The following is a 13,493-nucleotide window of genomic DNA, read 5'->3' on the forward strand; positions in this document are numbered from 1 at the left end:
CTTCATGATCTTTCTAGTTCTGTTCAATTGTATCAAGCAGCTGTACCGCCGTAAGTCCGCGCACCGGATGGCACGCATACGGTGCAATCTGACACAGAGGCCTCAGCACGAAATCGCGCTTATCCATTTCTATATGCGGTATATGCAGTTCCTCCGTATCCAGTATCAGATCATCATACAGCAGAATGTCGAGATCAAGTGTCCTCGGCCCCCAGCGCACAATGCGTTCCCTGTCCGCTTCCTGCTCGATCTCATGCAGACGTCTCAGCAGTTCCTCCGGCGTCAGGAGCGTGCGGATCTTCATGGCTCCGTTTAAAAAGTCATCCTGTTCTATCCCGCCGTACGGTGCCGTCGTTATGAAGTCTGAGACCCGCTCGACAACACACCCTTCTGTATTCTGAAGTCCCTTTACCCCTGCACGAAGATACTTCTCCTTATCCCCCATGTTGGAGCCAAGTGCAAGATAGGCACTGTGCCACTTACGGAAAATTTCCACCGATACCGTATCAAGCGGCAGTCCCACAGGCGCCCACGGTTTTTGAATCTCCAGCCGTACCGCCTGCAGATGTTTGATGTTCAGCAGCATCTCCCACGCCAGACGTTCCGCCACAGTCTCCAGCAGCTGAAACGTATGTCCCTCCACAAACTGCTTGATAAAGTGGCTGACCTCCCCGTAATTAATCGAATCTTCCAGATGGTCCGACATTCCGGCTTTTCTGGTATCGGTATATAAAACTGCTGAGATGACGAACTTCTGACCCAGCACGTTTTCCTCAGGAAACACCCCGTGTTTCGCAAAAATTTCCAAATTATTAATGTGTATCTTATCCATGGTTTCCTCCCATGCTGTCTACCTTCCAAGGATGGCTTCCGTCATCCGTATCGCCCGGTGATTCTCTTTCACGTCGTGCACTCTGACAAAGGCACAGCCGGCTTGTACCGCCAGCACCGTCGTCGCAAGTGTGCCCTCCAGACGCTCCTGCGCCGGAAGGTCAAGGGTCAGTCCAATCACGGATTTTCTGGAAGTGCCGAGAAGCACCGGAAAACCGAGTTCTGCAAACTCTTTCAACCGTCTGATCGCCTCCAGATTCATCTCGTACGTCTTGCCGAAACCGACTCCCGGATCCAGAATGATCCTGTCGTCCGCAATTCCGGCACGCTTTGCGATACCCACGCTGTCCTGCATCTCCGACAGCATATCCCTGAAAAAATCTTCGTAGACGGCTTCGTCCTTATTATGCATCAGGCAGCACGCCGCCTGATTTCCGGCAATCACATCTGCCATTTTTTCATCATATTTCAAGCCCCAGATATCATTGATCAGATCCGCTCCCGCCTGGATCGCCGCTTCGGCAACGCCCGGTTTATAGCTATCCACCGACACTGGAATGTCAAATCTTTGCTTTACAGCTTCGATAACCGGAACCACACGTCCGATCTCCTCCTCATCAGAGATTTTGGTGTATCCCGGTCTTGTCGATTCTCCTCCGACGTCAATGATGGAAGCTCCGTCCCGTATCATTTCCTCAACATGGCCAAGCGCAGTATCCATGTGATTCCACTTTCCCCCGTCCGAGAAAGAATCCGGCGTCACATTTAAGATCGCCATGATATATGTCCTGTTCTTTACGTCAAATTCCTGATTTCCAATCTTCATCTCCGGCTCCTTTATCCTGTCAATACTGAATCTGAAGGTTTTTCTTTTCTTCCGGCCAGTCGCACTCTTCCTGCACCGGGCAGGAGAAACAGCAGCGCGACATTTTGTCAGCCCGGTAAAAAATCCTGCCGAAATCGGACCGTCCCGCACTCCTCCGGTGGCTTAACACCGCATCCAGAATGCGCTCGCACTCCGCCTCTGTAAATCCGCACTCCGGCAGAATCTGAGCTGCAATGCCTGCACTGGCCTTCTCATGCGGAGTCCCTTCCTCATACTGCAGATGTCTGCCGATGTCATGCAGAAGAGCAGCGGCATAGATGAGATCCTTCGGGATGCAAAGCCCCTCCTCCAGCGAATATATGTAAGCAAGCCTTGCCGTATCCAAAAAATGTTCTACCGTATGACGGCAGAATTTCCGCTCTTCTTCCCAGCGCAGTACTTTTGTTAAATGTGTCTGATAAACGGGATGATTCCAGATTTCATTCACGCGTTTCATATCAACCACCATCTTTTATTTAACCTTTTACCATCTGCATAAACATCTTCTGCAGTTCAAAATCATCCTTGAAAGCACCTCTTGCCACAGTCGTCACGGTCTTGCTGCCCGGCTTTTTGATGCCGCGCATCGTCATACAGGTGTGCTCTGCCTCGATCATGACCATCACTCCCCCGGGATTCAGGCTCTCTTCCAGGGCATCTGCCACCTGGGAAGTCATTTTCTCCTGAATCTGCGGTCTTCTTGCGTAGACATCGACAGTCCGTGCCAGTTTGCTAAGACCCACGACCTTCCCGTTTGGAATGTAGGCAATGTGCGCTTTTCCATAAAACGGCAGCAGGTGATGTTCACACGTGGAGTAAAAGGTAATATCCTTTTCAATGACCATCTCATTATTATCCACGGAAAACTGCTTCGACAGATGTTCTGCCGCACTCTCATACAGTCCGCCGTAAATTTCTTCGCACATTCTGGCGATTCTGGAAGGTGTTTCAAGCAGCCCTTCCCGTTCTACATCCTCACCGATTCCTTCGAGCAGCATTCTCACTGCCGCTTCAATCTTTTCTTTATCAATCATAAAAACAGGCTCCTTTTTGCTCTTTTTCATATGTTCTGGAGACTGTTTTCCGTAAAGTGAAAAAACATCTCCATAATGTGACAGACATATGACTAAAAATATCCCTACACAATATGAGATGTTATCCTCTATTGTTGCAACGGGTGCAGATTTCATATCGTAAGACGAGCTTTTCGTTTCGGCGGCAACTCCCCATCCGCTGAACACTTGACGCATGAAATCCTATTTTGCATATTATCCTTTTCATTTAATCCCAATTATAGCACATAAATCTAAAAGCGCAAGGAGTATCTGTATTTTCCAAATTATATTACATTTCGATACTTTTCCTGCAATTTTCTTGAAAATACGCGGCTCGAAAATGCCGTTGTTCCAAACCGTGCAACCGGCATAATGCCAACCACACTGTTTGTAACAAAAGTCTCGTCGAACTCCGGCACCTCGTCCGGATAGATGATACGCTCCTCAACATCGTATGTCCGGATCAGATAATCGCGGAACACACCCTGCAGCAGTCCGCAGGAGACATGCGGAGTCACCAGCCTCCCCCCTTTTACAAAGAAAATGTTGGTTGTGGCTCCCTCCGTCAGTTCTCCCTTCATATTCAAAAATACCGGTTCATCGTATCCTTCGCGGAGCGCCCTGCGCTTCTCATGGTAATTGTCTCCATAATTCAGCGACTTGACATAAGTGAAAGGTGACGACTCATTTCTCTTCACCTTACTGATCTCCAAAGCATATCCGCGCTCGTAATCCGCAGCCTGATAAGTATTTCCGCGCGACGCAAATACTACATTTTTCTCAGTTACACTGATCTTCAAGACTCCCCGTTTTATCAGATTCTGTTTCAGATACCTCGAAATGCTCCTGGCATTCACCTCGTCCTTCCATGTCGGGTTATCAATCCCGAGTTCCCGGATACCTCGTTCCATTCTTCTCAAGTGCTCTCTTAAGAAGACGGGTTTCCCATTTTCTACTGCAATCGTTTCAAAGACACCGATGCCAAAATGAAATCCGTCATCCATCGTCACTGCCGTCGTTATCATAAATAGCCTCCAATACCGCTTTTGCTTTCTGCAATGTCTCTTCATATTCAAATTCAGGTTCTGATTCGCAGGTAATACCGCCTCCCACCCCCAGATGGTAGATCCCGTCCTGATAGACGGCTGTCCTTATCACAATATTCATATCACAGTCTCCGTTTAAAGAGAGGTATCCGACAGAACCTGTATAGAGTCCGCGTCTGCTGTGTTCCAGCTCATCGATGATCTCCATTGCGCGAATTTTCGGCGCGCCGGTAATCGACCCCCCGGGGAATGCAGCCCGAATAAGGTCCATCACATCCAGGCCCTCTCTCAGTTTCCCGATAATCTCTGTTACCAGATGAAAGACTGTCGCATATGTCTCCACCGCAAAATGTTCAGTCACCTTAACACTCCCCGGTTCACAGACATGATTCAGGTCGTTGCGCTCCAGGTCAACGATCATCAGAAGTTCACTTCTGTCCTTCCCGGAATCAGCAAGCTCCTGCTTAAGCATTTGATCCTCCTCTGGCGTCACGCCCCGCCTGCGAGTCCCCTTGATCGGCCGTGTCTCAATCCATCCGTCCCTCATCCGCATAAACCGCTCGGGAGATGCACCGACAATCTGAAAATCCCCGTAATTCAGATAACAGCCGAAGGGAGACGGGTTGTGGGCACGCAGATAACGAAATGTTTCGTACGGATGTCTGCTGCTCTTCGCTGACAGCTGCTGCGTCATATTTGCGATATAAATATCACCCTCAGTTATATACTTTATCATATCACAAATTGCACGTTTATACCCTTCCTTTTCAAAATCAGCTGTAAATTCTGCCTGATGTTCCTTCCTTCGGGGTATGTTCTCCCCGGGGCTCACACGCCTCACCCAGGCTTCGATCACAGAAGCGGTCTGCCTGGCATCCGACTGTTCTCCTCTGACAGTCACATAAAGCTGTTTTTCCCTGCAGTCTTCGATCAAAAGCACATCGTAAAAGGTAAAGCACGCATCCGGCATATCGATGGCGGGCGCATGCCTGCTCTCAATCCCCTCGAATTTCCGTCCATAATCATACGTCAGATATCCTATGGCACCCGAGACCAGCGGAAGCCCCGTATCGTGTTCCTCCCTGTTCTCCCGCAGATAATCCGACAGCGCCTCTTCCATCGATACGTCTACCGGCTCGCCATTTCGATAACAGACTTTATTTTTTTCACAGAATGTCAGATACGGCTGCAGCCCGATGATGGAATACCTCCCAAGATCATTCTGCAGCGAGGAATCCAGGAAGACGGCCTGTCCCTGTTCGTGGCAGCTGTCAAACAGCACGGCCAGCGGTACATAAGTCTCTATTGCTTTTACCAGTGTTTTCATATTCTTCCCACCATTCCTCACAGATTTTCACAAAATTATGCAGCAGTTCATGACCGTACTGCGTCAGTACCGCCTCCGGGTGGAACTGCACTCCGTACACCGGAAACTGCCGGTGGCTGATCGCCTGTATCGTTCCGTCCAGAGCACGCGCGTCGACTTCCAGACAATCCGGGAATCCGTCCTCACACACGATCAGCGAATGATACCGCGTCACCTCATATTCCGATGGAAGTTCCCGAAACAGCCCCCTCCTGTTATGCTTAACTTTTGTCACCTTGCCATGCATCGGACGGGGTCCCTTCTCCACTCTTGCCCCAAATACGTGTCCGATGATCTGATGTCCCAGACATACTCCCAGAATCGGTACCCTGCCTGCCATGCAGCGCGCGATCTCTCCCGATGCTCCGCAGTCCGCGGGGCTTTTCGGCCCCGGCGATATGATGATCCCCTCCAGCCGTTCTTCCCCGCAGATACGTTCCAGCAGTTCTGTACTTACCCTGTCATTTCTGATGATCATGACGTCCCGGCCCAGTTCCCGCAGGTATACCGCCAGGTTATACACAAAGGAGTCATAATTATCAATCATTACGTACATATTCGTTCCCTCCTGCCATACCAGTTTATCATGTGACAAACAAAAAACCGGAAACAGACATGCGTTCCATGTCTGTTTCCGGCAGTCTTCCAAATTGCTTTGGGCACACCTTCGTGATTTCCTCTGCATCATATCATATGCATCGGGATTCGTCCAGATATAAAATCTCACTTTATGTTTCCAGATATGGGAGAATCACCCGGTACGCTTCGTACAGCTGTTCATATGAGGTCCGGCAGTTTGCCGGGCTTGTGGACGGCAGCACGGTCACAGGAATCCCGGTCTCCTCCTGGCAATACTTCCTGTAAAGCGCTCCCGCCTTCGTCCCGGTTGCAAATACAGCCTGAATGTCCGCCCGTTCCAGGATCAGGCTCATATCATTCGGCACCGGATTTCTGATGCTGCTGTCGTCCGCCCCGCAGATCTCACAGCCTGACAGTACATCCCAGACGGCAATACGGTGCGAGAGTGCAAACGCTATCTTCTCCTCCTTCGTCTGCGGGAAAACAGCCCGGCAGACATCCGCCATCACTCTCCAGAATCGGTTTCTGGGATGTCCGTAATAGAATCCGACTTCACGCGATCTGGGCGAAGGCATCGTACCCAGCATCAGGATTCTGGACCGTTCATCAAACACCGGCTCAAATTCATGCTGTACCCGAACTGATTTTGCCATCGTTAAAATACCTCTTTCAATATCTTCCAGTCATCGCTCTCAATACTATCCTGATACCGCTCCATGCAGATACACAGATTCCGGCTCTTTTTATCCATCCTGACAAAGCCGCCTTTCAGTCCGTGAGCGGCGAGATATCTGCTGAGAACCTCAAATTTGCGGGGTGAAAATATGTCAATGTCTTCGCTCTTTCCGGTACGGTCAAAGCCGCCCTTGGTCTCAATGATCCACAGCTCGCCCCGGACACTCACAATATAATCCGGATAAAACGAACGCTGCTTTCCAAAATTATCTTCATAGACGATCGCAAAATATTCCGCACCCTTGTCGCCGTTCTTATAAAACCAGTCTACCGTCCTGCAGTCCTGACAGAATAGTTCAAAATCTTTTTCAGACGCAGACCGGGGCTCCGCCGATGAGAGATAGCCCTTGTATACATTTTTCGTCAGCTCCTCCTGGACTTTCGCCGTACCGTCATACGTGAACATGCATGTCTTCGGGATCGTAAAATCCACAATCGTTTTGGCGTTCGCCTGCAGCATCGGCTGGCGCATGATTTCCGCCATGGCATGGCGGACGGCATATTTCAGGCGTTCAATGTTGTTCAGCACAAAGGCGTAAACTTCCCGCGTCGTAAGCAGCAGGATTTTATGAGTATCCCTGCTGTTCACATCGAACAGCCTGCGAACGATCGTATTCATCTGACTGTAGGAAAGGCCTACCTTTCTCCCGATCTCCGCCACATGGTGGTGGTAATCGCGTCCGTGTTTATGGGTGTCCAGCGGCACGTCAATGGTAATGACGTTCATCCCCTCCCGCTGTGCGTCGATCGCCTCCTCCAGCGTGATCACCCGCCCGGATATCGTATAGTTTCTGATATTTGAATCGAAGATATATCCGTTCGCTTCCAGACGCGTTCTGTTCTCAGTGATGCCGTCATCCGTTCCATATTCCTTTTGAAACCATTCTCTGACAGCGCGCAGCGCCTGTGCAGCGTCCCGCGTAATGGGCACCGAAGTCTTCTGCTCGCTTTTCAGTACAAATTCATAATTCAGCGGCTTCACATAGAGTTTCATGGCATCCAGCGCATTTTTTCCCAGATGCGTACGGACGCCTTCTGTGAATTTCTCATCCATCGTATACAGGTAACAGCTGTCCAGCAAGTCACTCTCATAATGCCTGGCCTCAGGCATCCTGCGGATTCTGCCGATCGTCTGAATCTCAAATGTCTCGCTCATATTATCCCTGAGTTTCACAAGAATATGCGCCCTCGGGCAGTCCCATCCAGTAGCCACTGCCTGCTTGATGATAACCGCCGCCGGTTTCGCATCCGGTTCTTCGATTCCATCAAGATTCTGTTTGCGGCCCGACAGCCAGATCGCCAGCCTGCCGTTCTCGTATGTCAGGCCTTTTGCCTCGAAATACCGCTCCACCTCGTCCTCCAGTATATCGGCGCGGTTGGGAATCTGTACGATAATCAGCGGATGAATACCGCTTCCTCTGCGCAGAAACTCCGCATGGATCTGCCGCTGCTTTTCCAGAGCCTTGTCGAGCAGATAACCTGTCTGGCTTTCCACACTGATATTCTGGGCAAAGTCTTCATTGATGATCAGGACCTTTTTGATCAGTCCCTCAGCGATCACATCCTCTTCCGGTATCTCGATCAGCTCTGCACTCTTATATTTCTTCGGCGTCGCCGAACAGCGGATGATCTTTCCCGCGCGGAAGAAATCCATGATATCCCCCGCCTTGATGGTATCGTGCTGATGACTCTCATCAACGATAATCACAAAAGAAAGCCCTTCATCCAGTGCATGCGCGATATGTTCCAGGAAATTTGTGCGCTCAGTCTCCTTCAGCGCGTTGTTATCCTTTTTGGTCAGCTTTTCCCAGTTGATAAAGCAGGCGTCATTCTCCGAAAACCCTTCTGACATCACATCCGACAGAAGCTTCGTATGGCTCCCGTGGATATAACGGTCCATCTTTCCCTTACTCTGTTCCTCCAGGTTGCCTTTCCCCGGCGTCAGCCAGATGAATACCGTCTTTCCGTGCTCCCGGCAATACGCATCCATGAAATGGGTCAGAATGATGGTCTTTCCGCTCCCCGTACAGCTCTTAAGCACGATGTTCTGTGTTCCTCCTGCCATGGCATCAAGCAGCCGGCGGACTGCCTCCCTCTGAAAATTTGCCAGTCTGATCTGCACGTTCATCCCTCCAGTTCATGATAATAATAGTCCGGTACCTCATGTACCTGTATTTTGCGCTCCAGGCATTCGTATTCCTGTTCTCCTGTGAGAAGCACATCCGGCCCGACGTATAGTTCGAAGCCCTCCTTATCCTCTTCCGCAGCAAAGAATGCGTCGGCTTCCTCCTGTGTAGCCGCAAGAAAGGTATTCTCCGTCTCTCCCGCAAACGCACCATGTTCCAGCGCGATCAGCTCCGGAAGGCAGCGGATCAGCTCCCCGGCATATTCATAGAACATGCGCCCTTTTGTGGACAGATACCCAACTTTAAAATAGGAGAGCCCTTCCTCATACCCTTCCAGTTCCATCGCACGTTTCAAACGCTCGTATGTAATATCCCTGCACAGGTTCTCCTGATTGTTCGTACAGAGGATGAACCTGCGGGTTCCTCCATCCTCCTTGTTCTTTTTCATAACGGCATGTCCCGTCGTACCTGATCCTGCAAAAAAATCCAGTACCGTGATATCATTGTTTCGGTTGATCATATCAATCAAAAAAGCGTACAGGGAACTTGGCTTCGGATAATCGAACTGCGGCAGTGCAAGTGCCTTCAGCTCCTTCTGCGCATCTTCATTCGTCCCCACGCCGAGGCTTGCGTTCAGCAGATTCTGGGGCGTTTTGTGGGACAGCTGTCCCGTACGCTGATACCGGATGGAAAATTTGCCTGTCTTAACCAGAAAATAAGTTCCCTCCTGCATCTCCTTCTCCAGAGTCTCCTGAACCCATTTATACTCTCCCGAAGCGACAAGCGGTGTTATGTTAACCCCATCCTTTACCTCCACTGGCTGCTCCAGCTGAATCTTCATGCCAGCCTTCGGCTTATAGATACCATCCTTAATCTTAAAACGTACGCTCCCCGCTGGAAATGTCAGTGTCCTCACAACATTTCCCGTATTCAGCAGCGGAGCATCGTCGCCGTCTATCGTTCCCTGTGAAAACTGATGCCGGGAATCCAGTGACTTTGCATAGCAGAGGATATACTCCAGCTTTTTTCTGACCTTTTTCGACAGTGCTGGCGGCGTGGAGGTCTTCTCCCACAGGTAAATACCCACGAAGTTCTGCTCCTGAAACACCTGGTCGCACAGCATCTTCAGCGTCGTCAGTTCATTTTCATCGATATTCAGGAATATATACCCCTCCGGCTTCAGCAGCTTCCGGGCGAGGACAAGCCGTGAATGCATAAAGGACGCCCATTTGCTGTGCCTGAACGCATCGTTCGTATCGACATAGTCATCATCGTAAATGAAATCATTTTTTCCCCGGTTATACGGGGGATCGATGATACACAGATCGATCTGCTCTCTGTGCGTTTTCTGCAGAAGTGTAAGCGCGGCCAGGTTATCCCCCTCGATCAGATAATTCGATCTCTTCCCGCGGCTGATCCGCAGTTCTTTCTCCTCCTCCAGATACGGCACATGGCTGCGAAGCTTCTCTTCCACATGTTCCAGATGACGTTCAAACACCATCCCATACTTCTGGCTTTTCACATGTTTCTCGAGTTCACTCAAGTACGTCAGAAACCTGCCTGTGTCTTCTCCTTCATTCGTCGCGGCGAGAAATGTTCGGATATCCTGAATCTTCTCCATCAGCTCCTCCCGCCTTTGTTTTGACAGATTTGTAGACATAAATGTTTCTCCTTCGCATTATTCGTACTGTTTCATCGCATCATTTACTGCCTGTTCACAGGCGCGCATCGCCAGAATGGTCCTTTCAAACAGCTCATTCAGTTCCCAGCCCAGCATGTCCGCTCCTTTTTCGATCACATCCCTGGAACATCCGGCTGCAAATCTCTTATCCTTAAATTTCTTTTTCAGGCTTTTTACTTCCATATCCATCACGCTCCCGGATGGGCGCATCAGGGCGGCGGCCCCGATCAGTCCCGTCAGTTCATCCGCAGCAAACAACACCTTCTCCATCTGATGCTCCGGCTTCACATCGGTGCACAGTCCATACCCGTGTGAACATACAGAGTGGATCATATCCTCACCCACACCGCCTTCCCGCAGAAGTTCCGGCGCTTTTTTACAGTGTTCTCCGGGCCACTGTTCAAAATCAATATCATGGAGCAGCCCGGTAATTCCCCAGTACTCCTCTTCTTCTTCAAATCCCAGTTCAGACGCATACCAGCGCATCACGCCCTCCACGGTCAGCGCATGGCGGATATGAAATGTATCCTGGTTATATGTTGTCAAAAGCTTCCATGCCTGTTCTCTCGTAATCTGTGAAGTCATCAGTCTTCTCCTTTTTGTCTTTGGTGTAAAAATAACGTAAAATAAGCGATTCTGTCATTCCCCATCCAGTATTCCATGCCGGCCGTCTCCGCCATCTTTCTGGCGTCAATACAGTATGCAGACAGACAGGAGTCTTTTCCCATCGGACCGGCTGCCATGGTAAGACCCTCGATCCCCTGTTCTTTGAACCGACTGACCAGTTTTTTTGTCATCTCATTATGTTTCTGCTTCTTTTTTTTGAGCGTTCTCTCTTCATTGAAATCTTCTGCCTCCCATACAGTCTGCAGAATCAGCGCCTTCTCATACTGCTGCGCTTTTTCTTTCATCTCCTGCACACTTCCGCATATCGGAGGACACGCAGGAAGTACATTGTAATTCCCGCACAAATTATCTTCACAGTATTTTCGGTAATCCGGGTTAAACTCAAGATCGGATACATGAATCTCTGCCGTATGGTCAAATCCCACTTCCACTGCCATCTTCTGAAGTTCTGTCATAATCATCCTCCTGTCTGAATGAAATTCTCATATACCGATTATACTTCGATTTTGACACGGTTACAATACTGCTGTCTTTTTATTTCTGTTTTTTGACCTCCACCACAATGCCCCCGATGACAAACGCAGCCCCCATACAGACACAGGAGATCAAAAGTATCAGTTTGATATTACCGTCAATGTAAGTTCCTGACCACCTGGCAAAGTTATGTACCGGAAGTGCAGGCGGTGTCCCTTCCAGGATGCTGTTTATCACGCCATTAATCAGATAACTGTAGATCCCTGCAGCCAGACAGCAGATTCCTGTACGGAACAGCGGATTTAATCTGACGTACCGGATCACCAGCATAAATATCCACGGCAGCAGCAGGCCTGCGGCTGTTATCGGACACGCTGTCTTAAGGAACTGACCGGCTGTTTTGTTGTACCAGCATGCCGCCAGAACCAGCAGAAATAGAAAAACTGTGTCCACAGTAAAGCAAAGCAGTGTCCTATGCCGGTAAAGACCTCCCGGCAGCGGCAGCGCACGCAGTACAAACGGCAGAAAGATCACCACAGCGGCAAATAAGATCGAGACAAACGTGATACCAAACCAGTCCCCTCCGGTATAGACACAGCAGGTGAACAGCAGCAGGTTCAGTGATACATAGAAAGCCGCCAGCGTCCACAGTGCCCTGTTCTTTTTTAAAATCATCGGAAGGCTCGTCAGTGAAAAGGCCGTTAGCACTGCCGTCAACACAATAAAAAACCAGGACAGCCTGTGATCGACCGCAAGGTTTGTAATCAGGCACGCCAGCAGCCCGGCTCCGTACAGAATATAGAAGACCCAGGCGTATGCCTTTACCATATGGCGGAATTTCAGCGCCTGCCGTTCTATTTCCCGCTGTCTCACATCTTCACTCGCCGTCACCAGTTCGTGTTCTGTGATTTCCAGCACACCGCAGATATCAGACACCAGTGAGATATCCGGGTAGGAAACCCCTCTTTCCCACTTGGATACGGCAGACTCGGTGACAAACAGCAGTTCTGCCAGCTCCTTCTGTGTCAATCCTTTTTCCTTCCTCTTTTTAATGATAAACTTTCCGAATGTACTTTTTTCTTTCATCCATGCGACTCCCTTCAACAAGTGATAAAGCCGTTATATCAATTCTGTATACAAAAGTCAACGAATTGCCGTAAAACGGGCACCCGACCGTTAAGCCAGCGCCATTATCCGGCAAAAAACCGTGCAAGCGCCGGCCACAAGAACCTGTTGGCAGACCAGATGGCAGGATACTCTTCCATGGACAGCGGACACTCGCCCGCCCCATTCTCAATCGTCACCGACGGAATCCCCCGTTCAAGCACAAAGTAATCACTGCAGCCAGCGGCATCCTGTGCATCCTGTATGCTGGATACCTGTTCATATCCTGTCACACGGCCGGCCAGCCGCGCCAGCTTACGTTCCCGTTCCAGCAGCTCACCGCCGCATCCATAGTCCCAGTAAATGACATTTCCCGAAGAGTGATAGGACAGGGTGCAGGCCAGCGGATACTCCTCGGCTACCGAGAGGATTGCCTCCACTTCAGGCTCAGATCCCGGATACGGTCCCTTATAGTGATCCGCAGACGGCATTGAGGCTCCCTGAAAGGATCTCCATCCGGAATCAAAGTTCCGGTTCAGGTCCACACCGCGCGCATTGGCTTTCCATCTTTTCCAGTATTCCCCCCTGTCTTTGTCTGCTTTTCCTGCACACAGGTCATTCAGGTAACACTGTTCCAGCTCTTTTCGAAGTCCGGCATGCCGGATTCCCCCGATTCCCTGCCGGCTGATGACCACTCCGTCCGGATTTGTCATCGGCAATACGTGAAAGCACACCCGCTCCGTCAGTCCATGGTAATATTTCAGTGCATCCTCCAGCTGCTGTACCGCCAGAAGAGTATTCATATACTCTCTTCCATGGATTGACGCCTGGATCAGTACATGATATTCGGACCGCGTGCTGCCAAGCACTGCCTCCAGAATCTCCCGTCCATCCGCCGTCACGGCACGTACTGCCACCCTCAGTCTCTCAGGATAGCGGTATGCAAGCTGATTCAGTTTTTCTTTTAACCATTCATATAAACAGGCTTCTGACATTTTTTTGTA

14 protein-coding genes and 1 riboswitch are annotated in these 13,493 nt (G+C 50.1%); all 14 genes read right to left on the reverse strand.

Features of this window, described 5'->3' with window-relative positions; all coding sequences use genetic code 11:
• Positions 1–13: 13 nt before the first annotated feature.
• Positions 14–832, reverse strand: coding sequence for a 2-amino-4-hydroxy-6-hydroxymethyldihydropteridine diphosphokinase (folK, locus tag NQ502_RS06665; RefSeq protein WP_028530374.1), 819 nt, complete (start codon positions 830–832; stop codon positions 14–16).
• A gap of 18 nt (positions 833–850) precedes the next feature.
• On the reverse strand, positions 851–1,657 hold the full coding sequence (gene folP / locus NQ502_RS06670; protein ID WP_028530373.1) for a dihydropteroate synthase: 807 nt from the start codon (positions 1,655–1,657) through the stop codon (positions 851–853).
• A 19-nt stretch (positions 1,658–1,676) separates the two neighbouring features.
• Positions 1,677–2,153, reverse strand: coding sequence for an HD domain-containing protein (locus tag NQ502_RS06675; protein WP_028530372.1), 477 nt, complete (start codon positions 2,151–2,153; stop codon positions 1,677–1,679).
• 19 nt (positions 2,154–2,172) lie between these two features.
• Positions 2,173–2,730 (reverse strand): GTP cyclohydrolase I FolE, encoded by a 558-nt coding sequence (gene folE / locus NQ502_RS06680; protein WP_028530371.1) that lies wholly within the window; start codon positions 2,728–2,730, stop codon positions 2,173–2,175.
• Between the two features lie 135 nt (positions 2,731–2,865).
• Positions 2,866–2,962, reverse strand: a riboswitch (THF riboswitch).
• A 73-nt stretch (positions 2,963–3,035) separates the two neighbouring features.
• Positions 3,036–3,776, reverse strand: coding sequence for an aminotransferase class IV (locus NQ502_RS06685; protein ID WP_028530370.1), 741 nt, complete (start codon positions 3,774–3,776; stop codon positions 3,036–3,038).
• Entirely contained in the window at positions 3,748–5,124 is a 1,377-nt protein-coding gene (gene pabB, locus NQ502_RS06690; protein ID WP_028530369.1) for an aminodeoxychorismate synthase component I, read from the reverse strand. The genes NQ502_RS06685 and pabB overlap by 29 nt, the downstream gene beginning before the upstream one ends.
• The gene (locus tag NQ502_RS06695; RefSeq protein ID WP_044983703.1) at positions 5,069–5,719 is read right to left on the reverse strand and encodes an anthranilate synthase component II; all 651 of its coding nucleotides are present in this window, start codon (positions 5,717–5,719) and stop codon (positions 5,069–5,071) included. Before NQ502_RS06695 ends, pabB begins: the two co-directional genes overlap by 56 nt.
• 172 nt (positions 5,720–5,891) lie before the next feature.
• A complete protein-coding gene (locus NQ502_RS06700) occupies positions 5,892–6,395 on the reverse strand; it encodes a DNA-deoxyinosine glycosylase (protein WP_028530368.1) in 504 nt (167 codons plus the stop codon).
• Between the two features lie 2 nt (positions 6,396–6,397).
• On the reverse strand, positions 6,398–8,599 hold the full coding sequence (locus NQ502_RS06705; protein ID WP_207637673.1) for a DEAD/DEAH box helicase: 2,202 nt from the start codon (positions 8,597–8,599) through the stop codon (positions 6,398–6,400).
• A 2-nt stretch (positions 8,600–8,601) separates the two neighbouring features.
• The gene (locus tag NQ502_RS06710) at positions 8,602–10,263 is read right to left on the reverse strand and encodes a site-specific DNA-methyltransferase (protein ID WP_049898534.1); all 1,662 of its coding nucleotides are present in this window, start codon (positions 10,261–10,263) and stop codon (positions 8,602–8,604) included.
• 18 nt (positions 10,264–10,281) lie between these two features.
• On the reverse strand, positions 10,282–10,869 hold the full coding sequence (locus NQ502_RS06715; protein ID WP_028530366.1) for a hydrolase: 588 nt from the start codon (positions 10,867–10,869) through the stop codon (positions 10,282–10,284).
• A complete protein-coding gene (locus NQ502_RS06720; protein ID WP_044983686.1) occupies positions 10,869–11,366 on the reverse strand; it encodes a DUF2284 domain-containing protein in 498 nt (165 codons plus the stop codon). Before NQ502_RS06720 ends, NQ502_RS06715 begins: the two co-directional genes overlap by 1 nt.
• Before the next feature lie 79 nt (positions 11,367–11,445).
• A complete protein-coding gene (locus NQ502_RS06725; protein WP_028530365.1) occupies positions 11,446–12,471 on the reverse strand; it encodes a helix-turn-helix domain-containing protein in 1,026 nt (341 codons plus the stop codon).
• A gap of 104 nt (positions 12,472–12,575) precedes the next feature.
• Positions 12,576–13,484 (reverse strand): M14 family zinc carboxypeptidase, encoded by a 909-nt coding sequence (locus NQ502_RS06730; RefSeq protein WP_044983685.1) that lies wholly within the window; start codon positions 13,482–13,484, stop codon positions 12,576–12,578.
• Positions 13,485–13,493: the final 9 nt, after the last annotated feature.

Origin of the sequence: Ruminococcus gauvreauii (assembly GCF_025151995.1) — a bacterium.
Taxonomy (GTDB): Bacteria; Bacillota; Clostridia; order Lachnospirales; family Lachnospiraceae; genus Ruminococcus_G; species Ruminococcus_G gauvreauii.